Raw genomic sequence first — 24486 nt, forward strand, 5'->3', positions numbered from 1 at the left:
ATGGCGAGGGTTTTAATTGTAGACGATATAAAAATAATGAGATACAATTTAAGTAAAATGTTAAAAGAACTGGGTCATACCATAGTGGCCGAGGCAGACTGTGCTCACGCAGCTGTGGAAGCGTATAAAAAATATAAACCCGATCTGGTAACTATGGATATAACAATGCCTATGAGAAACAGAATGAAAGACGGAATTGAAGCCGTAAAAGAAATTTTAAAACTGGATAAAGACGCCAAAATAATTATGGTTACTTCTCACGGTGAGGAAGAAATGGTTATAAATGCGATCAGAGCGGGAGCAAAAAATTATATTTTAAAACCGTTTACTATTGAAAAACTGCAAGAAGTGTTAAATAAAATAGGACTTGAAGAAAATGATTAGACTGTTAGTCGTCTTTTTATTTGCGGTGAATATTTACGCCGATGTAAATATAACTCTTACAAAACTGTTAACAAATACTATCCATGATCTGCAGATAGAAAGGGCAGATGCGTGTGACTATGTATTTGAGAAATCTGAAAAAAATTTAAAGAAATATAAAATTTCCATTCAAAATACAGATAAAACACTTAAAATATTGAAAAGTTATATTGAAAAAAAAGATTTAAATATAAAATCAGATCTTACAAACTTAAGGTTGATAAGAAAAAAACTGCTTAATTCAAACGCTAAATGCAAAGATGTTTTTTCTTATTATACGATGACGGTATCACAGTTTTTGGATCTTCTTTCCAGAATCAGCGAATATTCCAATTATAAAAACCTGCTTTATCAATATTCTATTTTGATGATGTATGAAGAAAGTATATGGGAGAAAAAGCTTGAAATTAAAGCTTTTTTAAAATTAAAAGATATAAAAAAAATCAGTAATTTTTATCTTTCTTCTTCCACAAAAGAAAAAATTTTTTATGACGTTATTGATAAAACGCTTACGCGTAAATTATTTAAAGAATGGCACAGTTACAATAACAGTTCTTATTTTAATAAACTCTCCGAGCTCGAAGCCAGGATATTTAAAAAAATAAAAAACGAAAAAGAAAATATAGATATTGCCACTTACGAAAAACTTATAACTTTAAAGATTAAAAATATACAGCAGCTGGAAAGGGATTTTTTAAATATCATCATTAAAAAAAGCCGAAAAGAGTCACTTTTTAACGATAAAGAAAAAGAATTTATAATTCAGCATAAACAGATACGATATGTATTTGACCCTAACTGGAAACCTTTTGAGTTTAAAGATGAAATCGGTGAGCACAGAGGAATAATTGCGGACATTATAAAAATTATCAAAGCCAAAACAAACTTAAATTTAATTCCTGTAGCAACTGACAGCTGGTCTGAGGCGAAAAAACTTGTTAAAGAAAAAAAAGCCGATATGTTCAGCGCAATAACAGAAAATAAAAAAAGAAAAAAATATTTAAATTTTACAAAGCATACCATTTTTTCATATGATGCCGTGCTGATTGGCAGAAAAAACGGCAAAAAGCCGATTGAAACTTCTAAAATAGGTATAAAAAGAGGATATGTTTTAACCGACTATATAAAACACCATTATCCTAAAGCTGAAATTTTTTATTTTAACTCCCTTAAAGACGGTTTGAATGCTTTAAGAAACGGAAAAATAGATTATTTCGTTAATAATATTATTATTGCCAAATATTATATTAACAAACTCGGATATAACGATTTGAAAGTTGCAAAAAAACTGAATTATAAATTTAAACTCAAAATAGCTCTTAGAAAAGACGAGCCTAAAATTATTTTAAATATAATAGACAAAGCGTTAGGAACCATCACAAAAGATGAATTAAACAAAATTTACGATAAATGGATTAATTATAACGATAAGACTTTGCAGATTTCTGATAAAACGTATTCTTTGCTGGATGTGCTTCCTTTAAGGCAAATGCTGATAATAGGCGTGTTTTTAATACTCGTACTGCTTATTATGCTGAATTATTTTAAAAAGAAAAAAAATATTGCTTTAGGTGTAAGCGTTTTTGCATTCGTAGGCGTGTTTTTGTTTTTTATTATTTTAATTACCGTAATTTCTGTTAAGAATCTTGAAAAAATTAAAAAATCGGAACTTTCTTATTCTTTAAACACTATTTTAAACACCACTCATGAAGCTTTGAGGAAAATACTGCTTTCACAGGAAGATTATTTGAATATGATTTTGCAGAACGATTCTATCCAAACACTTGAAAAAATAAAATATCTTGATTTTGTTAACGGATATATTGTTATAGATCCCAGTTATCATGTTTTAAACAGCAGTTTCGATATAAGTGTAATTGACAATAAAAATTTTATTCAAGGTATAAAAAAAGCCAAAGAGTACGGATACAGTCTGATTTTCCCTGTAAAACAGTCAATCAAACCTCTGCAAAATATATTTTTTATTAAAACCGTATATAAAGATTTTGTGCCTGTAAGATATATTGCGGTGGCAATAAATAAAAATATACTTCAGTCAGTTTTGGAAAAAGGCAGAATGGGGCAAAGCGGAGAAACTTATCTTGTAAATACACATAAACAGATGGTGTCGCAAAGTAGATTTGATAATGAGCTTAGAAAATTGGGGCTTTTGAAAAAAGGGCAGAGTTCGTTTTTGAATATAAAGGTGGACACTTTAGCCTCCAGAAGCGCTTTGAAACACATTAACGGCATAAATACCAGCGGGTATAAAGATTACAGGGGAATTAAAGTTTTCGGGGCGTGGGAATGGGATAATGATTATAATATAGCAATAATTACCGAAATTGACGAAAAAGAAGCAATGCAGTCGTTTTTAAATACAAAAACTACAATTTATTATGCTCTTTTCAGTGTAGTTTCATTTGTGATTATTTTGATGGCTTTTATTGTATGGTTTACAAATAAAAGCAAAAAAGAGCTTGAAGAGAAAAATATCGAGCTTGAAAGTTTTAACGTAAAACTTGAAACTCTGGTTAAAGAGCGCACCAAATCCTTAGAAGAAGCAAAAAGAGAGATAGAAATCATACATAAACATACACAGGAATCCATTGAATTTGCTTCAATGCTTCAGGATGCCCTGATACCTCATGAAGAAGAGTTAAAAAAATGTTTTGAAGACAGTTTTGTGATTTGGAAACCTAAGGATATCGTCGGCGGTGATATATGGCTGTTTGAAAAAATAAGAGATGGCGAATGCATTTTAATGCTTATCGACTGTACAGGGCACGGAGTTCCGGGAGCATTTGTAACAATGATCGTAAAAGCAATCGAGCGTGAAATAATATCTAAATATAAAGAGAGTGATTTGGATGTTTCTCCTTCGTATATATTAAGCTATTTTAACAAAACAATTAAAAAACTTTTGAAACAAGAAGACATTACTAGTACTTCAAATGCCGGTTTTGACGGAGGGGTTTTATATATAAACAAAAAGAAAAATATTATTAAATATTCATCTGCCAAAACACCGCTGTTTATAGTGAAAGATGAAATAGAAGTTATCAAAGGGGACAGATATTCCGTAGGATATAAGAAAAATGATGCTGATTTTGTCTATAAGGAATTTACTTTTAATATTGAAAAAAATATGTTATTGTACTTTACGACAGACGGGTTTTTAGATCAGTTGGGCGGAGAAAAATGTTTCCCTTTTGGAAAAAAAAGATTTAAACAGCTGATTATGGAAGTGAAAGATTTACCGTTTTCGGAACAGAAAAAGCTGTTTATAAAAACATTGGAAGAATTTATGAAAAAATGTCAAAATAACGAACAAAATGACGACATAACTCTAGTTGGTATGAAATTATAAGGAGAGGGAATGCTTAATATGAACGCATTAGAAAAAATATTAGAAAAAGACGGCATAATTTTTTTAACATACGGCGGGACACTGACGCAGTCTTTGATAGTGGCAATGACGGAAGCTTTGGAAAAAGAAACTGAAAATGCCGAACTTTCGATGGGGCTTGCAAGTAAAATTTTTACCATATTTATTGAGCTTGCCCAAAATATGATGAACTATTCAAAAAGAATGAATAAAGAAGGCTTTGATCCTAAAGGACTGATTTTAGTAGGAAAAACGAAAGACGGGTATTATTATGTATATGCGCAAAATATCGTAAATAAAGACGATAAAGATAAAATAGAAAAAAAGCTAAAAAAGATTATTTCATTAAATAAAGAAGAAATCAAAAAGCTGTACAGAGAAGCCAGAAAAAGCGGTAAAGACGCTCATTCAAAAGGAGGCGGGATAGGGTTTTATGAAATTGCCAAAAAAAGTGAAAAAATAGAATACGGATTTGTTGACGCAGGCGATGAAATGTATTACTTTCAGTTTAAGGCGGTTATCGGAAAAGCGTAATTTTCTGCTTCTGAAAGATCTTTTTTAATCTGGTTTTTTAATGCTTCGATACTTTCGAATTTCTTATTTTCCCTTAAAAATTCCAAAAATTCAATTTTAACGGGTTCGTTTACAATACTATAATCTTGATTAAGAATATGCGTTTCAATGCTGAATTTGTTATCTGTGGATCTGATACCTATAAATGTCAAAGACGGCTTTGAATCTGTAAGCGTAATATAAACGCCTTCTTTGGGAATTAAATAGTTTTTGACGGGAGTTATATTTATTGTCGGAACCAGCTCTTTGCCTCCTAATCCCTGTCCTTTGATTTGCCTGCCTTTTATTTTATATAGGTGTCCTAAAAATTTTGTCGCTTTTTTTATGAGACCTTTTTTTAAAAATTCTCTTATTATTTGAGAATGTACGCCTATTCCGTCTATTTTAACCTCTTTTATTACTTCTACGGCGAAATGTTTTTTTAAAAGAGAGGCATCTCCTTTTCTTTCTTTTCCGAATTTAAAATCTTCTCCTATGACTACTTTTGCGGTGTTTAAATTTTTTAAAATATTTATAAATTTTTCCGCTTCAAGATTTTTGATTTCGTTTAAATTAAAAAAATGGCAGGGAAGGTCGGTATATTCGCACCTGTCATCATCCGGGGTGAGGTTACTTCCTTTTTCGATAACAATGAGCTTTTGCGCTTTGGATATCAGGGCCTGATGCCCTACGTGCATTCCGTCAAATCCTCCTATTGTAACTGTCATGCGTAAAAGTCTATTTTATGAGTTGTCTTAGTATCGTTTGAGTTTTGCTGGTTTTTTTCCTGTTCAGCTTTTGAAGCTATCAAATCAGCCGTTTGCGCAACTTTCAAATCCTGAGGACTTGGGTCTGCGGGAGCTAGAGCCGCGGCTTTTATCTGCTGCATGTTTTTAATTGTTTCATCCGGTGTTTTGCCTTTTACTATTTTAATCGGAACCTCTCCGCCAACGGCGTATTCTTTACCGTCGGGACCTTTTACGGTAGTATAGCTCGGAGCACCTGCAAATCCGCCTCCGGCAGCCTGATGGGCCATTTCGTGAGCTCTGACTTTACTGTCGGTTGCCTGCAGTTTTGAAATTTCCTGCTGAATTTTTGGGTCTGTTATAATGTTTTCGGTTTTTTTGTTATCAAGCGGTGCAGGTGTTACAGTGTAGCTGTTTCCTCCGATTGCATTAAGAACTATTTTTATCTCCTTTTATATAATCCGATATACTGTGCCGTAGCAAAAACATATGGTCTAATTTTATCTAAAAACTCTCTGATTGTTAAGTCAGGATTAAGCAAGATTTTTTTATTTAAAGCCACTGCCGTGATAATATATCTGTGGGTCTGGCCTTTTGGTGGACACGGACCTCCGTATCCGATTTTTCCAAAACTGTTGATTCCCTGGTATCCTATATTTGTAACGGATGTTTTAGGTAGGTTTTGGGGGATTATTTTAGTGTTCGGTTTTATGTTGTATAAAATCCAGTGTGTAAACACTCCGTAAGGCGCGTCCGGGTCTTGCATAATTATGGCCAATTCTTCAGCGTTTTTAGGAACATTAGAAATAATCAAAGGTATAGATATATCTTCCCCGTCACAGGTGTATTTTGCAGGTATAAACGAATTTTGTTTAAAAGCAGGAGAGTAGATATTAAACGCAAAAAGTAAAGACGAAATAAAAATTATCATTTTTTTCATTTGCGGCCTTTGATTGTTTTTGTTATTATATAATAAAGGAAAAGAATGTACAGATTAATAGAAGTGGTCATTGCCAAAAAAGACAATGAAAAAATAGAAAATATTCTTAACAACAGAAATATTCTGGATTATTGGCGTGAAGAGAGCTATCAGGATAAAATAATATATAAAATCCTCACAAAAACGGAATATTCCCAAATATTAATTGACAGACTGCAGAAAAATTTTTCAAAAGACGACAGATTCAGAATAGTCGTTCTGGATGTCGAGGCCACCGTTCCCATTGAAGAAAAAAAGAGTTTAAAAAAAATAAAAATAAGCAGGGAAGAGATATATTCTAAAATAATCAGTTATTCGGAAATAAATTATATTTATGTCATTATGATGATTCTCTCAACGGTAATAGCGGCATTTGGAATAATAAGCAACAACATACCCGTTATTATAGGTGCAATGGTTATAGCGCCTCTTTTAGGTCCGAATATTGCAATATCGTTCGCAAGCGTAATTGGAGACGTGGAGCTTGAAAAATCCGCATTTAAGGTATTGTCTGCAGGCGTTATGATAGCATTCGTTTTTTCTTTTTTAATAGGGCTTTTTTATCATTTGGATATCAGCAATCCCCAGATAATTTCAAGGGTTTCTTTAAACGTTACGGAAATAGTTATTGCCGTAGCGTCAGGTCTTGCCGGCGTTCTTGCTTTTACCGCGGGAGCTTCTGAGAGTCTGGTAGGTGTTATGGTTGCGATATCTTTGCTTCCTCCTGTGGTTGCTTCGGGACTGCTGTTTGCAAATGCGGATTATTTTTATTCCCTTAAAAGTTTTATGCTTTTTTTGGAAAATTTTGTAAGTCTTAATCTTGCCGGTATACTGATGTTTACTTATCAGGGTATAAAAGCAAAAAACTGGTGGGAAGAAAAAAAAGCCAAAGAACACAGAAAAAAGGCTATGTTTATATGGGCTCTTTTACTGTTGGTGCTTGTATTGATTATTTATCTGGACAGGTTTTATTTTGAAAAAATTTAATAATTTCTTTTGCGTCTTTTTCGTTTAAAATATCTTTAAGATCTTCAAACGAGGCTTTTTTTATGTTTTCAAAACTTCCGAAATAATTCAAAAGTTTTGTCATTTTAGCCTTTCCGATACCTTTAACCTGTAAAAGATCTATTTGGGTGTCTTTTTTGCGTTTTGTTTTTCTGTGGAATTCTATGGCGAATCTGTGCGCCTCATCCCTCAGCATTTGTAAAAACTGCAACCTCTTATCGCTTTCACTGAGTTCAAGTTTATCAATATTTAATTTTTCACTTTTCACTTTTAACTTTTCATTTATAAAATATATTTTATCCTTCGCCTTACCTTTGGCCCTGTGTGCTTTTGCGTCGATTTTTTCTTTGGATATCGCAAGTACGTCGATGTTTGCTCCGGTTGAATCAATAATTTCTTTGGCAAGGTTCAGCTGCGCCTTTCCGCCGTCTATCAGCCACAGATCAGGAGGAGGGGATTTTTCAAAACTTTGCGTCCTTCTTGTGAGAAGCTCTCTCATTTGAGAATATTCGTCTTTTCCTTCAAGGTGGTAGTGTCTGTAGTCGCTCTTTTTGAATTTTCCGTCTTCCCATACGACCATCGCTCCGACCGTCGCTTCACCCTGCATGTGCGATGTGTCGAAGACTTCTATTTTATATGGCGTGTTTTGGAGGTTGAAGAGAATTTTCAGCTCATCCAAAACGGAGTTTTCTTTTTGGTTTTTGATAACTTCAAGAGCATTTAGTTTGGCAAGTTTGATAAGGCTTTTTCTCTCTTTGGTGGTAGGGGTTATGATGCTAATCTTTTTGCCGAATTTTTCGCTTAACACCTGGCTTAGCCACTCCCTTTCTTCAAAGTCGTCACCAACTAAAATCTTACTTGAGGTAAAAGGTGTTTCGGTTGAATAAAATTCAAGTATCGCCCTTGTGTATATTTCTCCGATTTCCGGGACTGTTTGTGAATTAATTACCGAATTGCTGCTGGCTACCACTTTTCCCTGACGTACGAATATTCTTATAACAACCGCTTTTTTATTGAATATTTCAACGGCAAATATATCAAGATCTTCCAGTTTTGCCAGATCCACATGGGAATAAATCTCTGCACTCTCTATCGATTTGATCCTGTCCCTTATTTCGGCAGCTTCTTCAAACTGCAGGTTTTCGGCGTATTTTTGCATTTTTTGGTTTAGTATTTGAAGTATTTTTTCTTTGTCGTGTATAAGCTCTATAGCCTGATCGACATATTTCATATATTCGTGGCTTGTAATTTTGCCCTCACACGGGGCCAAACATCTTCCTATCTGATGATACAGGCACGCTTTGCCGCTTTTGAGGCAGCTTTTGGACTGAACGAGAGGTATTTCTTCGTATATTGTTTTAAGAATTGCAGACGCACCGCTGCTGAACGGTCCGAAATATTTGATGTTCTTGCCTTTTACGACCTTGCGGGTAATCTGCGGCATCGGAAAAGGCTCGTCAAGATCTATATAAATATACGGGTATGTTTTGTCATCTCTGAGTAATATATTATATTTAGGCTTAAGCTGTTTGATTAGAGAGTTTTCAAGTATAAGTGCGTCGTTTTCACTCTCCACTACGATATAGTTCAGATCTTTTGCCTCGCTTATCATTTTATAAATTCTTGGAGATAAATTGTCCGCAGGTCTGAACGGATTAAATCTGAAGTAGCTTTTTACACGTTTTTTAAGGCTTTTCGCCTTTCCGATATACAGAAGTTTACCGTTTTCGTCAAAATACTGATAAATTCCGGGCTGATCGGGTAAGGATTTGATTTTTTCACTAAATGACAAGGCAGGCCTTTTTTAGTGAAATTATAATAAAAAAGCAAAATCTTTTACATTTTGTTTTTTGATATGGCTGTAATTATGAGAGTGTTTGAAATTTTTTTAAGTGCTTTATCTGTAGTTACTAAGAATTTAAAGGTTTTGTGTCAGTCCACATAAAATATAGAAAAGCAATTATTGAGGCAAAACCTATTATATATATTAAAATTTCTAAATTCATTCTGCGTCCTTTAATTCTTTAAGATACTCTTTATACTCTTGTGTCAAATATGTAAGCCTTTTTATAGACAGAATTATTCCTAAAAAGCCTGAAAGTACCAATCCAAAAACTATAATGTTTACATTTAATTTATTTTGAGAAATACTGAATATTATTCCTATAATTGCTGACACAATAGCAAAAAGTACATATCTCCAAAATCTTAATTTCTCTAACAGTAAATCAAGTTCTTTTTGTAAATATTCTTTATTTCCCAAGTTAATGCCTTGTTTTTAATAATTATAACAAAAAAAGGAAGAAAATCAGTTTCTTCCGAATGCTCTTTTGATGATGTTTTCATCAGGTTTTGTCAGAGCAGTTACTATTAGAAGTGTAATTGTAGATAAAGGAAGAGCAATTACAAGCGCATCGACAAACGCCCATTTGCTGTGTCCGAGAATTGAATTAACTCCGAAAAGCGCTTTTGCCAAACCTAGTGATTTAGCTTCTTTAAAATGACAGAAAAGAAGCCAGAAAGACGATACGAAAAATCCGACAAGCATACTTGCTATTGCCGCAGGTTTTGTGATTCTTTTACTGAAAAGTCCGAATATAAAACTCGGTAAAAATATTGAAGCACATAATGCGAAGAATATCGCCGTACTTCTTGCGATAATCGCTGGAGCTTTTTGGAATTTATATGCCAAAAACACTGAGAATAAAATCACTATAACAATACCGATTTTAGTCCAAAGAGTTGTTTTTTCCTTGTCTGCTCCAAGGCTTTCGAATATATCTCTTCCGACAGCCGTACCCATTGTATGGAACTGGCTTGAAAGTGTTGACATTGCAGCTGAAATGAGTGCAAACAGGAATATGAAACTAAACCAGTGAGGCATTGCGCTGTTTATGAAATGAGGAATAACTTTTCCAATACTTCCTGCCGCTTCCAGAGCGTTTTTGCCTCCCATATGTTCAAAATACCATGCATTTGTAAGGCTTCCCACTATAAAAATAACACCTGTCATTGCTAAAATAAACACGCCTCCGACAAGTACGGCGCGGTTAAGTTCTTTTTTGCTTTTTACTGTCATAAATCTGACTATCAGCTGAGGCTGAGCAAGAACACCGATACCTACACCGAGTGTAATTGTAGTAATAACAAACAGCCATCCAGGAGACATGAATACCGGCATTTTATTCCAGCCTTCAAATCCCCAAAGCTGTGATAATTTCATCATAAAATCGCCGCTTCCCGGAACAAGGTCTTTTAATGAAACGCCGCTTAGTCTGTCTATTACTGTTATTTGCCAAACGTGATCAAGCTTTGCAAACGCAGCGTCGATTCCGCCGAGCGAGCTTACAACCATTACAATTAAAAACACCATAGCTATAAACATAATAGTTCCCTGAAGGGCATCTGTATACATTACCCCTTTAAGCCCTCCTGCAAGAACGTATGCAGTAATAATCAGTGAAAATATAAGAAGAGCGATGTGGTAATTAACACCGAAATAAACGCTTAAAAACTGAACACCGCCGATTAATACCGCAGTTGCGTAAAGCGGCATAAACGCCAAAATAATTACAGCCGCGAATATCTGAATAAATTTAGAATCAAATCTTTTTCCAAGAAATTCAGGAAAAGTATGTGCGTCAAGTCTTAATCCCATCTTTCTTGTAGGGTTTCCGATAAATACAAACGCAATAAATACACCTACGAAGATGTTAAGAAAAGTAAGCCACAACAGTGAGTTGCCAAGCCATGCCGCAACACCGCCGAATCCGACTATTGCGGCAGTCGAAATAAACGTTGCACCGTAGCTTAAAGCCATCACGAAAGGGTGCGTGTCACGCCCTGCAAGCAGGTAGTCTGTTGATGTTTTAGTTTTTGAATAACCCATCCATCCAAGCCATCCTACGGCTACAAGATAAAGGATTATTATTGCAATTTCTAAAAAACTCATAATAACTCCTCATTAATCTCTTTTTCTTCTTCGGCCCATTTAGCAAGTAGGACTTCATTACTTTCCTCATCACCTTTGTTCCAATTGATAATTCCGTATACTACACACAGTAAAGCGCTAAGTATTGTCAGCCAGAATGCAAGACTGACACCTGTGTCAAAATGCGACATTTTTACTCCTTTTTATTGTCATGTCAATTAAATTTTACCTAAATTTTTCATTGTTAAGTAAAAATTAAAAAAATTTTTGATATTATTGTTTAAATTCTACACAAAGGTGAAGTATGAAGTTGACATTAATGGGAAATGAAGCGATTGCTTACGGGCTTTTGCATTCAAATACTAAAATGGTTAGCGGTTATCCGGGTACTCCCTCGAGCGAGATACTTACAACCGTACAGAAAATAAAAAAAGATCTGCCTGTATACGCAGAGTGGGCTACAAATGAAAAAGTAGGTTTTGAAGTCGCATATGCCGGAGCGATAGCCGGTGTAAATGCTGCAGCCACTATGAAACAGGTGGGACTTAACGTGGCCAGCGACGCACTTATGAGTGCAAGTTTTATAGGAAATAAAGGCGCGTTTGTTCTAATAGTGGCAGATGATCCCGGATTTAACTCATCACAGACAGAACAGGACAGCAGAGAGTTTGCAAGATTTGCGAGAATACCGGTTATTGATCCGGCTACTCCTCAGGAAGCGTATGATTTTACAAAACTTGCAAGCAAAATTTCAAAACATTTTGAAATACCTGTAATGTTAAGAACCGTTATGAGGGTTTCTCATTCAAGGGAAATCGTAGAGATTGACGGTAATTTTGAATATAAAGATACTGAAGGAAATTTTGAGCGTGATATACCGAGATGGGCGGCTGTTCCGAGAGCAGGAAGACTAAAACAGGCATATGAGCAGTTAGACAGAATAAATAAAATAAGGGAATATAACTATAATGAACTGATAAAGCCTAAAATTAATAACCTTAAAGGTACGGAAAATTTAATCATATCAAGCGGTACCGCTTACGGATACGTAAAAGAGGTTCTTGAGGAACTGGGGCTGAATATAGATCTTTTAAAAATAGATATGCCGTATCCTCTGCCTGTGGATAAACTTAAAGAGCTTGTTAAAAAGTATAATAAAGTCCTTGTGGTGGAAGAAACTTATCCTGTAATAGAAGAAGAGTTAAGAAGCGAGAATGTTTACGGCAGAATGAGCGGGCATATGCATCAAATTGATGAAATGAACAAAGAAAGGGTGCTTGAGGCACTTACTAAAATAGGATTTTATGAAGGTAAAAATATTTATAAACCCGTATTTAGCGTAGAGAATGCTAAAACAAGAAAACCGAATCTGTGTCCGGGATGTCCTCACAGGGACGTATATTTTGCAATCAAAAAAGTATTCAGACCTAAAAAGTCGATTTATCCTTCCGATATAGGGTGTTATACACTCGGAATAAACCTGGACGCTATTGATACGGTTTTATGTATGGGCGGAAGCGTTTCAATGGCTCACGGATTTGCAATTGCCGATAAAAATAAAACGGTAATCGCGACTATCGGAGATTCTACTTTTTTCCATTCCGGCACGGCACCTCTAATCAACGCCGTATATCAAAAAGCAAAATTCATACTTGTAATACTTGATAACTCAACTACTGCAATGACAGGACGCCAGACTACTCCTGAAAGGGCTACAAGCGGAGAAGTTGATATTAAAAAAGTGGCCGAAGGGTGCGGCGCGGAAGTAATGGAATACTTTTACAAGCCTGATATAAACGAAACGATTAATTTCTTTAAAGAAGTGAAAAAAAGATTCGAAGAAACCGACAGACCTCTTGTGGTTGTAAGCAGACAGTACTGTGTTCTTGATAAAGAAAGAGCTACGCAGTTTCTTCCGGGTATTTTCGCTACCGTTGATGAAGAGAAATGTGTGGCTTGTGATGTGTGTACGACTCAATACGTATGTCCTCCTATGGCTTATAATGAAAGAGGTAAAATAGAAATCGATCCACTTCTTTGTATCGGGTGCGGTGTATGTATAAGCGGAATATGTCCGACAGACGCATTTATCCCAAGAAAGGATGAAAAATGAAATATCAGATAGTAGTTGCGGGATTCGGAGGACAGGGAGTTGTCTTTTTGGTTAAGGTATTAAGTATATGCGCAGGTAAAAAAGGATATAAATTTTTAGGAACAGAAAATCACGGAATGAGCCAAAGGGGAGGAAGTGTAAGCTCTCACATTAAAATAGGAGATTTTTACAATCCTTTGATAGACCTTGCCCAGGCTGATCTACTTATAGGGCTTGACAAGGATGAAGCAATACTTAATCTTCCGTATTTAAAACGGGGAGGGAATGTTGTAGTAAATGCCGATGAATTTCCGAAAATTGACGCAAACGTATTTGCGGTTGACGCAAACAAATTGGCGGAAGAGGGTGTTTTTGACGCAAAGGGGCTAAATGTCTTTATGCTAGGTCTTGCCCTTGCGAGGGTAAAAGATTTTCCGTTTAGCGTTGATGAGGTAAAAGCGGCGATTGAAGAGATAAATCCTAAATTTGCGCCTCAAAACTTTGATATTTTAGAAAAAGCTCTTGAATATGGAAAAAATTAAAACATTTTTTGCAGAAGGGGCAGATTTTTCTAAAAATATAGGAATAGAGCTATTAGAAGTCCACTGGGGCTATGCAAAGGCCAAGTTGAAAATAACGGAGTTTCATCTTAATCAGGCGGGTGTGGCACACGGCGGGGCTATATTTACCCTGGCCGATTTCGCCTTTGCAGTTGCTAGTAATTCATTCGGGAAAGTTTCACTTGCAATCAATACCTCAATATCTTTTATACATGCAGGAAAACTCGGAGATGAGCTTATTGCAGAAGCAAAACTTGTGGATGAGAGCAACAGACTCGGAACTTACGAAGTGATAATAACAAACGGTGAAAAGAAAATAGCGTTTTTTACAGGTACTGTATATAAAACTAAAAAAGACGTATTGGAAGAAATATAGTTGCGGTTAAATAAAATTTAAAAGGAGTGTAAATGATCTGGAATAAAATAGAAAGTGCGAAAAGAGAAGATATAGAAAAAGTACAGCTGAAAAGATTAAAAGAAGTTGTTACAAGGGTGTATGCGCTGAGTCCATTTTACAAGCAGAAATTTGACGAGCTCGGAATTGCGCCGGATGATATCAAATCTCTTGAAGATATTCAAAAACTTCCGTTTACGAAAAAACAGGATTTGAGAGACAATTATCCGTTTGGACTTTTTACTGTTCCTATGAACGAAGTTGTAAGAATTCACAGTTCTTCCGGAACAACAGGTAAACCTACAGTTGTGGGTTATACCGAACATGATATGGAAGTATGGGATGAAGTAATGATGAGATGTCTTTCAATGGGCGATGTTAATTCAAAAGACGTGTGTCATAACGCTTACGGATACGGACTGTTTACGGGAGGGCTCGGATTTCACGAGGCTGCCCAGAAAATAGGAGCGGCTATTGTGCCTGCCAGCGGAGGGTTTACCGACAGACAGCTTATGCTGATGCGTGATTTCGGAGCGACAGTATTATTCGCAACACCTTCATTTGCACTGCACCTGGCGGAAAAAGCAAGAGCCGCGGGGCCGGATTTCAGAAAAGATTATAAACTAAGATGCGGGTTTTTCGGTGCTGAACCTACCAGTGAAGGGTTAAGAAAAGAAGTGGCTGAAGCCTGGGATATTGAATATTACGAAGTTTACGGACTTAGTGAAATTATAGGGCCTGGTGTCAGTTGCAGCTGTAACAAAGGAAGGGGACTTCATATAAACGAAGATCATTTTTATCCGGAGATAATAGATCCTAAAACGGGAGAAGTGCTTCCTGACGGAGAAGAAGGAGAGCTTGTAATTACGACTTTGACAAAACAGGCGCTGCCTATTATAAGATATAGAACCGGTGACATTACCAAACTTTACAGGGAACCTTGTGCGTGCGGCAGAACAACGGTAAGAATGGAAAGCGTGCTTGGGCGTGCGGATGATATGCTGATTATCAACGGTGTAAACGTATATCCTTCACAGGTTGAGCATGTTATAGCAAATACGGAAGGTGTTACGCTGAATTATCAGATAGTAGCGGATAAAAAGGGACACCTCGACAAACTTGAAATATTAGTGGAAGTGAGTGACGATATTATGATGGATAATGTTGCCGCTCTTGAGAAAATCAAAAAAGACCTGCAGCAGGCTTTATTAAACAATCTTTATATAAATGCCAATATTATTCTGGTTGAGCCTAAAACAATAGAAAGAAGTATGGGTAAAGCGGTCAGAATCGTTGATAAAAGGAAATAAAATGAAACAGATTACTATTTTTTTGGAAAAAAAACACGGCAAATTAAAAGAAATTACTTCGGTTTTGGCTGAAGCCAGCGTGTCTATTAAAGCGGTGGATTTGGTGGAATCCAGTGATTTCGGACTTTTAAGGGTGATTACGGATGATATCGTAAAAGCCTGCGAAGCAATTGAAAAAAGCGGTTTTTCTTTAACACTTACGGATGTGTTAAAGGTTGAAATTGATGATGAAATCGGGGCGCTCAGCAGGGTGGTAGGTCTTTTCAGCGACAACGGAATAGACATTGAGTACTGCTATACACTTAACAGTGAAATGAAAGGAAGTTTTATTTTTAAAATAAACACTGCTCTTTTAAACAAAGCAAAAAAGCTGCTTGAAGAGAATTCAATTTCTTTTGAGTAGCTTTTTTATTTCTTCAAATTTTTCTTTTATCTCTTTTTTCTTTGCTTTAATTTCAAAATTTCCGGCGGGTTTTATGTAGAATTTATATATTTTAGACGGTTTAGGTTTAGGTGAGTATTTGTAATTTGTAATTATCTTTGAGGGTTTTATATTCGTACACATATTTGCGCTGTGCATTGTTTTTATAATTGAAAATATCAGGTTTCTGTTGTAATACAGTTCCTGTTTTACCGCCTGGTGCGATACATTGATGAATAAAATTTCGCCTTTTAACTGTAAGGATGTTATATATTTGTTGTATTTTGGGGGCAGTAATGATATAATTTTTTTTAAACAACGTTTTTGTTGAATTTTATCCGAATAAGGACTAAGTATATGGTTTATTATTTCATTCGCTTTTTTCATGTCGTAATTATAGCGTTTTTTTTGGCCGGATGCGGATATAAAGCAGATCCGGTATGGCCGGGTACGAAACAGAATAAAGAAGTGAATCAGAGCGATTTGAAAATTATAGATATTAACAATACCATTAATATAAAATAAGTGAGGCTATATGAAATTTGATGCAGTGGTTATAGGCAGCGGTATTGCCGGAATATGGTGTGCTAAATTTTTAAATGAAAAAGGTTTTAAAACACTGATAATAACAAAAAACCAGGTATGGGACGCTAACAGTTTTTATGCCCAGGGAGGCGTAACGATGGCTTTGGACGAAGAAGACGTCCCTCTACATATTGAAGATACGCTTAAAGCCGGGGTTTTTCATAATAAAAAAGAGATGGTTGAGATTTTAAGTAAACTTTCTTTAAAGCTTAAAGAAGAAATAATGAATTACGGTTTTGAATTCGATCCGGAAATCACAAAAGAGGCCGCGCACAGCGTAAGCCGTGTTTATCACGCCGGGGGAGACGCAACCGGAAGAGAGCTTCACAAGTTTTTATTAAAAAAAGACAACAGTTTTCTTATTGATGAAACCGTGGTTTTTGATCTTTTGATAAAAGATGACACGGCTTACGGCGTATCTGTTTTAAGAAAAGGGGAAAAGTTTAATATTTATGCCGACAATGTTATTTTAGCCAGCGGAGGGATAGGGGCGTTATACAAATTTGATACTAATGCAAGAACTATATCCGGAGATATGCAGGGTATTGCCGTTGAAAAGGGAATTAAACTCAGAGACATGGAAATGACACAGTTCCACCCTACAGTGTTTATTGAAATGAAAACATCCCAAAAAATGCTTCTGACAGAAGCGTTAAGAGGTGAAGGTGCCCATATTGTAGATGAAAACGGTGAAAGATTTGTTTTCGAATATGACGAGAGAGGGGAATTGGCCGGCCGCGATATAGTAAGCCGAGCAATTTTTATGCATCAGCAAAAAGGGCATAAAGTATTTCTTGACGTAAGTATGTTTGACGAAGAATTTTTTAAAAACCGTTTTCCTACTATATATAATAAACTCAGAGATTACGATATTAACGTTCCTTATGAAAAAATACCTATATCACCCGCTTTTCATTATTTTATGGGAGGTATTGAAGTAGACTGTAATTCAAAAGTCCCGGGATTTATGAACCTTTATGCGGTAGGAGAAGTTGCAAACACAGGGGTTCACGGTGCAAACAGACTTGCAAGCAACTCGCTTCTTGAATGTTTTGTATTTGCCAGAAAAGCGGCTCAAAATATAATAAAAGAAAACTTCAAAACTAAAAAGACTGATTTTGACATAAATAATGAAGAACTGTTTAAGGAAAAAGATAAATATTATAAAAATCTTTTAAGAGAGCATATGTGGAAAAATGTTGGTATAATACGTAAAGAAAGCGGCTTAAAAGAAGCTCTCGATTTTATAGAAAAAACAATTCCGGAACTCGGAAGACTGGCAAAACTGAGATTTTATACGGCGCGCGAAATCGTCAAAGCTGCGCTGGAAAGAAAAAAATCTTTAGGAGCACATTACAGAAAGGATGAACATGCATGAAACATTGATTCATGATTTTACGCATACTTGGGTTGGTTACTTAGTTTTAATGATTTTTGTGTTGGGGTATTACTTTATTGCTACTGAGGAAAAGTTTGAAATAAACAAAGCCAAGCCGGCGTTGTTTATCGGTACTTTTTCTTTTATGCTTATCGGTATTTATTTTGCGATTAACGGGCTTGACCCTACGCCTCTGCATCATGAGATGCAAAAACTAATACTGGAAATTGCTGAAATTTTCTTCTTCTTATTTGTTGCAATGACCTATATTGAGAGTCTGATTGAAAGAGGTGTTTTCGATGCTTTGAAATACAGGCTTATTTCCAGAGGCTACAGTTACAAAAAGCTGTTTTGGATTACAGGTACATTAGCTTTTTGGATTTCACCGGTTGCAGATAACCTTACTACGGCTTTGATTTTATCTACCGTTTTATACACGATAGATAAAAAAAATATCAATTTCCTGGTTCCGGGAGCTATTAACATCGTTGTTGCCGCTAATGCCGGGGGTGCATGGTCGCCGTTCGGTGATATTACTACATTGATGGCTTGGACAGCAGGAAAAGGTAACTTTATAGACTTTATCGCTTTATTCCCTGCCGTATTTTTCGGATGGCTGCTTACAGGATGGCTTTTGAGTATGTTTGTTCCAAAAGGCGAACCTCATTTTGATGCGTTAACTACTCCAAAAGTTGAAATGAAAGTTGGAGGAAAAGCCATTATATGGCTTGGCGCTTTAACTATTACCATTGCGGTATTAGGGCATATATTCCTACATTTCCCTGCAATGTGGGGTATGATGTTCGGTTTGGCACTGTTACAGCTTTATACTTTTTATCATAAAAGAAAACATAAAGAACATATTAATATTTTTGTAAATATGGCAAAAGTAGAAAACGATACGCTTTTATTCTTCTTTGGTATCTTATCAGCGGTTGGAGCGTTATATTTCCTAGGCTGGCTGATTTACGTTACTAAACTGTTTGATTTAATAGGACCTACATGGGGTAATATCGGTGTCGGATTTATCAGTGCCATAATTGACAACGTTCCGGTAATGGCTGCGATTCTTAAAGCAAATCCGCCTATGGGACATGATCAGTGGATGCTTGTGACTATGACTGCCGGTATCGGTGGAAGCTTAATCAGTTTCGGTAGTGCCGCAGGTGTCGGTGTTATGGGTAGAATGAGAGGTATTTATACATTCGGAAGCCATATGAAATATGCATGGACTATTTTGGCCGGATATATATTAAGTATTGTTATATGGTACTTCCAGTTTGAAATTCTAAAATTCTATTAATCCCTCTTTTTCTCTTTTTACCATTATAAATAGTTGATTAATTTGTTACAATTACATTAAAAAAGGAAATATATGCAAGTTGAAATATTAATACTTGATTTTGGCAGCCAGTATACTCAATTAATAGCGAGAAGATTAAGAGAAGAGGGTGTTTACAGTGAAATAGTTCCTTATTTTGACGGTTTGAAAGCCGCTAAAGAGAAAAAACCGAAAGGTATAATTTTCAGCGGCGGGCCTGCTAGTGTATATGAAAAAGATGCATACAGGGTAGATAAGGAAATATATGAGCTCGGTCTTCCTATTTTAGGTATATGTTACGGAATGCAGCTCATTACCGTAGATTTTGGCGGAGAAGTTGTAAGAGCGGATCATCATGAATACGGTAAAGCTGAATTATTTATAGATGAACCGCATAAAATATTTGAAGACTTGCAAAATCCTACTGTAGTTTGGATGAGCCACGGAGACAGAGTTGAGAAACTGGCTCCCGGATTTAAAAGAATTGCACATACTTCAAATGCTCCTTATGCGGCAATAGTAAATGAAGAAAAAGAAATATACGCTATTCAGTTTCACCCTGAAGTAACTCACAGTGTTGAAGGGCAGAAAATCTTAAGAAACTTCGCAAGAAACGTCTGCGGTGTTACAAGTAAATGGGATATGGCGCACTTCGCAAAAGAACAGATTAAAAAAATCAGAGAGCAGGTGGGTGACAATAAAGTTATATGCGCTCTAAGCGGTGGTGTTGACAGTTCAGTTACAGCAGCGCTATTACATGAAGCTATCGGTGATAAACTTGTTCCTATTTTTGTTGATACCGGACTTCTTAGAAAAAATGAAAGAGAACAGGTAGAGCATGCGTTTAAAAACGTACTTCATGTGCCTTTAATTACTGTAGATGCAAGAGAAAAATTCTTAAGCAAACTAAAAGGCGTTGTTGATCCTGAAGAGAAAAGAAAAATAATCGGACATACGTTTATCGAAGTATTTGACGAAGAAGCAAAAAAACACAAAGACGCTAAATTCCTTGCACAGGGAACACTGTATCCTGACGTAATTGAAAGTGTAAGTGTAAAAGGTCCTTCTAAAACAATTAAATCACATCATAATGTTGGCGGTCTTCCTGATTGGATGCAGTTTGAGCTTATAGAGCCGTTAAGAGAACTTTTTAAAGACGAAGTCAGAAAATTAGGTCTTGAGCTTGGTCTGCCTAGCGAGCTGGTTTACAGACATCCGTTCCCTGGACCTGGACTTGCGATAAGAATTATGGGTGAAGTGAATGAGGAAGATTTGAATATCTTAAGAGAAGCGGACGCGATTTTGATTCAGGAACTTAAAGCATGGGGACTATACAATGATGTATGGCAGGCGTTTGCTGTACTTCTTAACGTAAGAAGCGTCGGAGTAATGGGCGATAACAGAACTTATGACAACACGGTTGCAATCAGATGCGTAAGTTCGACAGACGGTATGACGGCAACGTTTAGTCATCTCCCGCACGATTTTCTTGAGAGGGTAAGTACTAGAATTATCAACGAGGTTGACGGAATAAACAGAGTAGTATACGATATTTCAAGTAAGCCTCCTGCAACAATAGAGTGGGAATAATTGAAGTGAAAAGTTAAAAGTGAAGAGTGAAAAATTACCTGTATATCTTTTAACTGATCAGAAAATTGACGGTGTATTGAATTATCCGGTAATCAAAATAAATTTTCTCTCTCCCTCTTTTTCTTTTGAAAATACTGATTATCTTATTTTTACTTCTAAAAACGGTGTAAGAGCAGTGGATAAATTGACGGATGAATGGAAAAATTTTCCGTCTTTGGCAATAGGAAAAGCAACAGCTGCTGAAATAGAAAAACTTGGCGGCAGGGTGGAATATATTGCAAAAAACGCATACGGAGACGAGTTTGCTAAAGAAATTAATCAAAGATATCAAAATAAAACCTTCCTTTTTTTCAGGGCAAAGAAACTGGTCTCAAATATCGAAAAAGAGTTTATAAACAATACTTTAAAAGAAGTGATAATTTATGAAACATTGTGTAACAGACCCGATACCATATTAATAAAACCTTCAGTAGTGATATTTACTTCTCCTTCAACCGCAAACTGTTTTGCTAAAATAGAAAACTTTGAAAACATATTTGCAGTTGCGATAGGCAAAAAAACCCAAAAAGAACTTTATAAATATATAAATAAAGTATACGTTGCGAATAAACCTTCAATTAATGAATGTATTAAACTTGCAAAATCCCTAAAAATAAGGTAAAATTAAACATATAAAAGTTCATTGAAATTCTTCAGATTTGCTTGATTTTACTCAGACTTTCTGATACAATTCCGCTCAACCTGGGAGGTGTCGCTACCCGCACATTTTGGGGCCCTACAACCAATTTTATGGAGGAGACGGTAGGGTCGGGGTGTGCGGCGGCTTATGCCGCCCCTAAACCTGCCCTCCTATCCTCAAACGTGTGACTTGGCGGAGCCCAAAGTCACTGCGTGAACGCCCTCCCGGGTCTTAAAAAGTTTCTTTTTTACCATATTTAATATATGATATAATAAAGAAAAACATTGAGGCTTTTTATGGTAAAATTTAGAAACAGTATCGTATTCAAAGTTCTTCTTCTCATTATAGTTATGCAAAGTATAATATGGATATGGATTGCTTCGTCAATCAAATCGCACCAGTCTAATATACTAAAAACTCTTAATACTCAGCAAAAACAGTTTGTTGTCAGTTTTATAGAAGAACAGAAACAAAAAACAAAAGAAAAAACGCTTTATAATTTAAAAAAACTAATAAATTTTTCCGCAACTACATTAAGCTATTCTTTATTTAACTACCAGGAAGAAGCTGCTAAAAAAGTTGTAAAAGACGTGTTGCTGGAAGATGATGTCATAAAGGCGGTAATTATTTATGACACTGTAGCCAGAGGCGTTTTTTTATCAGCTTACAAAGAAAACGGTAAAAAAGTTTTTTCTTCAGCACCTTTGCCTCCTAAATTAAAAAAATATAAATTTATAAAAAAAGAGCTTATTTATAACAACGAACCGATAGGCTATGTGAAAATTTACTATGATTTGGGTCCTGTACTTAAACATCTAAATGAAATAGAAAAAAAAGAGCTGGCTCTTGTAAATGAGAAATTTAATAACATATACAAAAGCACTCTTCAAAAAGAGAAAATATTACTGTTTTATTTTATAATTGCGGCTCTTTTTACTATTGTGGTGTTAGTGTTTACTTTGAACGAATTTATAAACAAACCTTTAAAAGAGATAAGAAAAGGTCTTAAAAGGTTTTTTGACTTTTTAGGCGATCCTAAACTCTCAATTAAATCGATTAAAATAAACACTAAAGACGAATTCGGCGAAATAGCGGAATTTACAAATAAAGGCATTGCCGTCAGTTCAAAACTGCACAGAGAATTGTCAGAACTTATGAATGTTATTAATCAGTATGTAATAATAAGCGAATTTAATGAAAAAGGCGAAGTGATTGACGTCACGAAAGCTTTTTGTGAAACTTGCGGATATTCAAAAGAAGAACTGCTTAATAACAAACACCAACTGTTTAAAAACGTAAGATTAAATGAACTGATTGAAAAAATAAATAAAAACGGTTCTTGGAACGGGGAAGTGAAATGCGTCGCCAAAAGCGGTAAAGAATACTGGCTGTATTCACATATGACTAAAAAATGCATGTTTGATAACGAAGACTGCAAATATATTATGATTTCATACAATATTACCGACAAAAAAGAACTTGAAGAACTGAAGAATCATTTAGAAGATCTTGTAGAGCAAAAAACAAGTAAAATAAAAGCGCTTCTTGATATGACGGAAGAGAGTATAAGATATGCTTCTTTAATACAAAAATCGATTCTTCCGTCTGTAAAGGCGTTTGATAAATCGTTTGAAGATTATTTTATTATATGGGAACCTAAAGACGTGCTAGGCGGAGATATATACTTTTTAGACGAAGTTAGAAAAAATGAGTTTTTATTAATGGTTATAGACTGTACGGGACACGGTGTACACGGAGCGTTAATGACAATGCTCGTTAAAGCCATACAAATGCATATAATAAACGAGTTAAGTCTTTCGTCCAAAAAAATATCCCCTTCAGAAATTTTGACACAGTTTAATATATCCATAAAATCTATATTGAAACAGTATACGAAAGATTCAAACTCCAATGCCGGATTTGACGGTGCTATAATTTATTATAATAAAAATGAAAATATTTTGACTTTTACAAGTGCAAACGTTCCGTTGTTTTATTTAAACGAAAAAGGAGAAATTGAAACAATAAAGGGCGACAGACGTTCTGTGGGAGATGTATATACCGATATTAATTATAAATACAAAGAGTATGACATAAAATTATTTAACGGAATGAAATTTTATGTAACTACCGACGGATTTTTAGATCAGATAGGTGGTGAGCGCGAATTGCCGTTTGGTAAAAAAAGATTTAAACAGCTTATTGAAAAATATCATAACAGTAAGTTTGAAATTCAAAAAGAACTGTTTTGGGAAGAATTAAAAAAATATCAAAAAGACGAATTGAGAACCGATGATATTACGGTAATAGGATTTCAGATAAAGAGGGGGTAAAAAATGAAAATTTTGCTTGCGCTGATTATGTTTGTAAGTTTATATGCTAAAGATGTGATACATATATGTGACGACGGTGCTGAATGGCCGCCGTTTGTATTTTATAAAAGAGTGGACGGAAGAGTTGACAAAAGCAAGATAGTAGGTGCTTTGGTTGATATGTATAACGTTATGTTTAAAGATTTGAATATGACGTATAAACTTGACCTGGTGCCCTGGAAAAGATGTACCTATCTGGTAAGTCATTATGCAAGGGCAAAAAAATATATTATTTTTCCGGGGCTGTATTCTGAAAAAAGAGCAAAAGTTTTGTATATAACAAAACCTATTTATACGACGCATCAGGTTATATGGTATTCTAAAAAAAGATTTACAAAAAAAGAGATATTAAATAAAGTAAAAAACGATATCAATTCTTTAAGAATTTGTGATGTTAACGGATATAATACCGCATTTTACTATACCGTTTTTAATCTTGATAAAAACAAAACCATTAATCAGGAAGCCACTAGTCAATGTGCCGTTCTTAAAAAGATATCGGCAGACAGATGTGATATAATGGTTGCTTCAAAAGAAGCTGTTTTAGGTTATGAAATGATTGGTAAATGTAAAATTCCAAAAGACATATCTTATGTGGCTTATCCTAAATTAAAAGTTTCTAAATTCAGACTTTTTATTTCTAAACAGTATCCTAAAGCTAAAGAGCTGTTGAAAGAATTAAACAGTGAAATAGAAAAACTGGATAAAAGCGGATTAAGAAAGAAAATACTGCAAAAATGGCTTAAAGAAAAAGAATAAA

The 24486-nt window shown here is 35.2% G+C and carries 23 protein-coding genes; 15 read left to right on the forward strand and 8 right to left on the reverse strand.

The window, feature by feature from the left end:
- Genes ACZ5EP_RS02355 through ACZ5EP_RS02365 form a run of 3 tightly spaced genes read left to right on the forward strand, consistent with a single transcriptional unit; the run spans position 1 to position 4345 of the window.
- Positions 1 to 384 carry a response regulator gene (locus tag ACZ5EP_RS02355; protein ID WP_464509275.1) on the forward strand — a complete coding sequence of 128 codons (384 nt, stop codon included), beginning with the start codon at positions 1 to 3 and terminating at the stop codon, positions 382 to 384.
- Entirely contained in the window at positions 377 to 3793 is a 3417-nt protein-coding gene (locus ACZ5EP_RS02360; RefSeq protein ID WP_464509276.1) for a transporter substrate-binding domain-containing protein, read from the forward strand. The genes ACZ5EP_RS02355 and ACZ5EP_RS02360 overlap by 8 nt, the downstream gene beginning before the upstream one ends.
- A gap of 9 nt (positions 3794 to 3802) precedes the next feature.
- Complete coding sequence (locus ACZ5EP_RS02365) at positions 3803 to 4345, forward strand: SiaB family protein kinase (protein ID WP_464509277.1); 543 nt, start codon at positions 3803 to 3805, stop codon at positions 4343 to 4345.
- On the opposite strand, the gene ACZ5EP_RS02370 is transcribed toward ACZ5EP_RS02365, so the two are convergent.
- The 3 genes from ACZ5EP_RS02370 to ACZ5EP_RS02380 form a co-directional block, all read right to left on the reverse strand.
- Positions 4315 to 5091, reverse strand: a complete 777-nt coding sequence (locus ACZ5EP_RS02370) for a bifunctional riboflavin kinase/FAD synthetase (protein WP_464509278.1) — start codon at positions 5089 to 5091, stop codon at positions 4315 to 4317. The genes ACZ5EP_RS02365 and ACZ5EP_RS02370 overlap by 31 nt on opposite strands.
- Positions 5088 to 5399: a putative metalloprotease CJM1_0395 family protein gene (locus tag ACZ5EP_RS02375; protein ID WP_464509279.1), complete on the reverse strand. Its 312-nt coding sequence runs from the start codon at positions 5397 to 5399 to the stop codon at positions 5088 to 5090. The genes ACZ5EP_RS02370 and ACZ5EP_RS02375 overlap by 4 nt, the downstream gene beginning before the upstream one ends.
- A gap of 152 nt (positions 5400 to 5551) precedes the next feature.
- Entirely contained in the window at positions 5552 to 6049 is a 498-nt protein-coding gene (locus ACZ5EP_RS02380) for a YbhB/YbcL family Raf kinase inhibitor-like protein (protein ID WP_464509280.1), read from the reverse strand.
- A 45-nt stretch (positions 6050 to 6094) separates the two neighbouring features.
- Between ACZ5EP_RS02380 and ACZ5EP_RS02385 the strand changes: the two genes are divergently transcribed.
- Positions 6095 to 7075: a TIGR00341 family protein gene (locus ACZ5EP_RS02385; protein WP_464509281.1), complete on the forward strand. Its 981-nt coding sequence runs from the start codon at positions 6095 to 6097 to the stop codon at positions 7073 to 7075.
- On the opposite strand, the gene uvrC is transcribed toward ACZ5EP_RS02385, so the two are convergent.
- The 4 genes from uvrC to ACZ5EP_RS02405 all read right to left on the reverse strand — a co-directional run bounded on the left by uvrC (position 7038) and on the right by ACZ5EP_RS02405 (position 11215).
- Positions 7038 to 8885 carry an excinuclease ABC subunit UvrC gene (gene uvrC, locus ACZ5EP_RS02390; protein WP_464509282.1) on the reverse strand — a complete coding sequence of 616 codons (1848 nt, stop codon included), beginning with the start codon at positions 8883 to 8885 and terminating at the stop codon, positions 7038 to 7040. The two genes, ACZ5EP_RS02385 and uvrC, sit on opposite strands and share 38 nt — an antisense overlap.
- A gap of 210 nt (positions 8886 to 9095) precedes the next feature.
- Positions 9096 to 9356 carry a hypothetical protein gene (locus tag ACZ5EP_RS02395; protein WP_012663793.1) on the reverse strand — a complete coding sequence of 87 codons (261 nt, stop codon included), beginning with the start codon at positions 9354 to 9356 and terminating at the stop codon, positions 9096 to 9098.
- Positions 9357 to 9401: 45 nt separating this feature from the next.
- Positions 9402 to 11045, reverse strand: a complete 1644-nt coding sequence (locus tag ACZ5EP_RS02400) for a sodium:solute symporter family protein (protein WP_464509283.1) — start codon at positions 11043 to 11045, stop codon at positions 9402 to 9404.
- Positions 11042 to 11215, reverse strand: coding sequence for a symporter small accessory protein (locus tag ACZ5EP_RS02405; RefSeq protein ID WP_168175711.1), 174 nt, complete (start codon positions 11213 to 11215; stop codon positions 11042 to 11044). Before ACZ5EP_RS02405 ends, ACZ5EP_RS02400 begins: the two co-directional genes overlap by 4 nt.
- Positions 11216 to 11328: 113 nt before the next feature.
- On the opposite strand from ACZ5EP_RS02405, the gene ACZ5EP_RS02410 reads away from it, so the two are divergent.
- Genes ACZ5EP_RS02410 through ACZ5EP_RS02430 form a run of 5 tightly spaced genes read left to right on the forward strand, consistent with a single transcriptional unit; the run spans position 11329 to position 15783 of the window.
- Complete coding sequence (locus ACZ5EP_RS02410; RefSeq protein WP_464509284.1) at positions 11329 to 13137, forward strand: thiamine pyrophosphate-dependent enzyme; 1809 nt, start codon at positions 11329 to 11331, stop codon at positions 13135 to 13137.
- Positions 13134 to 13658 carry a 2-oxoacid:acceptor oxidoreductase family protein gene (locus ACZ5EP_RS02415; protein WP_464509285.1) on the forward strand — a complete coding sequence of 175 codons (525 nt, stop codon included), beginning with the start codon at positions 13134 to 13136 and terminating at the stop codon, positions 13656 to 13658. Before ACZ5EP_RS02410 ends, ACZ5EP_RS02415 begins: the two co-directional genes overlap by 4 nt.
- Positions 13645 to 14052: a PaaI family thioesterase gene (locus ACZ5EP_RS02420; RefSeq protein ID WP_464509286.1), complete on the forward strand. Its 408-nt coding sequence runs from the start codon at positions 13645 to 13647 to the stop codon at positions 14050 to 14052. Before ACZ5EP_RS02415 ends, ACZ5EP_RS02420 begins: the two co-directional genes overlap by 14 nt.
- Before the next feature lie 32 nt (positions 14053 to 14084).
- Positions 14085 to 15380 carry a phenylacetate--CoA ligase family protein gene (locus tag ACZ5EP_RS02425; RefSeq protein WP_464509287.1) on the forward strand — a complete coding sequence of 432 codons (1296 nt, stop codon included), beginning with the start codon at positions 14085 to 14087 and terminating at the stop codon, positions 15378 to 15380.
- 1 nt (position 15381) lies between these two features.
- The gene (locus ACZ5EP_RS02430; RefSeq protein ID WP_464509288.1) at positions 15382 to 15783 is read left to right on the forward strand and encodes an ACT domain-containing protein; all 402 of its coding nucleotides are present in this window, start codon (positions 15382 to 15384) and stop codon (positions 15781 to 15783) included.
- Here ACZ5EP_RS02430 and ACZ5EP_RS02435 read toward each other — a convergent pair.
- Positions 15766 to 16188, reverse strand: a complete 423-nt coding sequence (locus ACZ5EP_RS02435) for a DciA family protein (RefSeq protein WP_464509289.1) — start codon at positions 16186 to 16188, stop codon at positions 15766 to 15768. The two genes, ACZ5EP_RS02430 and ACZ5EP_RS02435, sit on opposite strands and share 18 nt — an antisense overlap.
- Positions 16189 to 16336: 148 nt before the next feature.
- Here ACZ5EP_RS02435 and ACZ5EP_RS02440 point away from each other — a divergent pair, with 148 nt between their 5' ends.
- The 6 genes from ACZ5EP_RS02440 (at position 16337) to ACZ5EP_RS02465 (ending at position 24485) form a co-directional block, all read left to right on the forward strand.
- Positions 16337 to 17764, forward strand: coding sequence for an L-aspartate oxidase (locus tag ACZ5EP_RS02440; protein WP_464509290.1), 1428 nt, complete (start codon positions 16337 to 16339; stop codon positions 17762 to 17764).
- Positions 17757 to 19067, forward strand: coding sequence for a sodium:proton antiporter NhaD (gene nhaD, locus ACZ5EP_RS02445; protein ID WP_464509291.1), 1311 nt, complete (start codon positions 17757 to 17759; stop codon positions 19065 to 19067). Before ACZ5EP_RS02440 ends, nhaD begins: the two co-directional genes overlap by 8 nt.
- A gap of 72 nt (positions 19068 to 19139) precedes the next feature.
- Positions 19140 to 20675, forward strand: a complete 1536-nt coding sequence (gene guaA / locus ACZ5EP_RS02450; RefSeq protein ID WP_464509292.1) for a glutamine-hydrolyzing GMP synthase — start codon at positions 19140 to 19142, stop codon at positions 20673 to 20675.
- A gap of 19 nt (positions 20676 to 20694) precedes the next feature.
- The gene (locus tag ACZ5EP_RS02455) at positions 20695 to 21336 is read left to right on the forward strand and encodes a uroporphyrinogen-III synthase (protein WP_464509293.1); all 642 of its coding nucleotides are present in this window, start codon (positions 20695 to 20697) and stop codon (positions 21334 to 21336) included.
- Between the two features lie 314 nt (positions 21337 to 21650).
- The gene (locus ACZ5EP_RS02460) at positions 21651 to 23687 is read left to right on the forward strand and encodes a SpoIIE family protein phosphatase (RefSeq protein ID WP_464509294.1); all 2037 of its coding nucleotides are present in this window, start codon (positions 21651 to 21653) and stop codon (positions 23685 to 23687) included.
- A gap of 3 nt (positions 23688 to 23690) precedes the next feature.
- Positions 23691 to 24485, forward strand: coding sequence for a substrate-binding periplasmic protein (locus ACZ5EP_RS02465; RefSeq protein ID WP_127680489.1), 795 nt, complete (start codon positions 23691 to 23693; stop codon positions 24483 to 24485).
- Position 24486: the final 1 nt, after the last annotated feature.

The organism is Nautilia abyssi (genome assembly GCF_055388085.1).

What these genes read in the sequence shown, in the direction of transcription:
- ACZ5EP_RS02400 (WP_464509283.1), bottom strand. Translation starts at nt 11,045, where the DNA reads ATGAGTTTTTTAGAAATTGCAATAATAATCCTTTATCTTGTAGCCGTA.
- ACZ5EP_RS02405 (WP_168175711.1), bottom strand. Translation starts at nt 11,215, where the DNA reads ATGTCGCATTTTGACACAGGTGTCAGTCTTGCATTCTGGCTGACAATA.
- ACZ5EP_RS02420 (WP_464509286.1), top strand. Translation starts at nt 13,645, where the DNA reads ATGGAAAAAATTAAAACATTTTTTGCAGAAGGGGCAGATTTTTCTAAA.
- ACZ5EP_RS02440 (WP_464509290.1), top strand. Translation starts at nt 16,337, where the DNA reads ATGAAATTTGATGCAGTGGTTATAGGCAGCGGTATTGCCGGAATATGG.
- ACZ5EP_RS02460 (WP_464509294.1), top strand. Translation starts at nt 21,651, where the DNA reads ATGGTAAAATTTAGAAACAGTATCGTATTCAAAGTTCTTCTTCTCATT.
- ACZ5EP_RS02380 (WP_464509280.1), bottom strand. Translation starts at nt 6,049, where the DNA reads ATGAAAAAAATGATAATTTTTATTTCGTCTTTACTTTTTGCGTTTAAT.
- ACZ5EP_RS02435 (WP_464509289.1), bottom strand. Translation starts at nt 16,188, where the DNA reads ATGAAAAAAGCGAATGAAATAATAAACCATATACTTAGTCCTTATTCG.
- ACZ5EP_RS02355 (WP_464509275.1), top strand. Translation starts at nt 1, where the DNA reads ATGGCGAGGGTTTTAATTGTAGACGATATAAAAATAATGAGATACAAT.
- ACZ5EP_RS02375 (WP_464509279.1), bottom strand. Translation starts at nt 5,399, where the DNA reads ATGGCCCATCAGGCTGCCGGAGGCGGATTTGCAGGTGCTCCGAGCTAT.
- nhaD (WP_464509291.1), top strand. Translation starts at nt 17,757, where the DNA reads ATGCATGAAACATTGATTCATGATTTTACGCATACTTGGGTTGGTTAC.
- ACZ5EP_RS02410 (WP_464509284.1), top strand. Translation starts at nt 11,329, where the DNA reads ATGAAGTTGACATTAATGGGAAATGAAGCGATTGCTTACGGGCTTTTG.
- ACZ5EP_RS02365 (WP_464509277.1), top strand. Translation starts at nt 3,803, where the DNA reads ATGCTTAATATGAACGCATTAGAAAAAATATTAGAAAAAGACGGCATA.
- ACZ5EP_RS02415 (WP_464509285.1), top strand. Translation starts at nt 13,134, where the DNA reads ATGAAATATCAGATAGTAGTTGCGGGATTCGGAGGACAGGGAGTTGTC.
- ACZ5EP_RS02465 (WP_127680489.1), top strand. Translation starts at nt 23,691, where the DNA reads ATGAAAATTTTGCTTGCGCTGATTATGTTTGTAAGTTTATATGCTAAA.
- ACZ5EP_RS02370 (WP_464509278.1), bottom strand. Translation starts at nt 5,091, where the DNA reads ATGACAGTTACAATAGGAGGATTTGACGGAATGCACGTAGGGCATCAG.
- ACZ5EP_RS02360 (WP_464509276.1), top strand. Translation starts at nt 377, where the DNA reads ATGATTAGACTGTTAGTCGTCTTTTTATTTGCGGTGAATATTTACGCC.
- ACZ5EP_RS02425 (WP_464509287.1), top strand. Translation starts at nt 14,085, where the DNA reads ATGATCTGGAATAAAATAGAAAGTGCGAAAAGAGAAGATATAGAAAAA.
- guaA (WP_464509292.1), top strand. Translation starts at nt 19,140, where the DNA reads ATGCAAGTTGAAATATTAATACTTGATTTTGGCAGCCAGTATACTCAA.
- ACZ5EP_RS02385 (WP_464509281.1), top strand. Translation starts at nt 6,095, where the DNA reads ATGTACAGATTAATAGAAGTGGTCATTGCCAAAAAAGACAATGAAAAA.
- ACZ5EP_RS02430 (WP_464509288.1), top strand. Translation starts at nt 15,382, where the DNA reads ATGAAACAGATTACTATTTTTTTGGAAAAAAAACACGGCAAATTAAAA.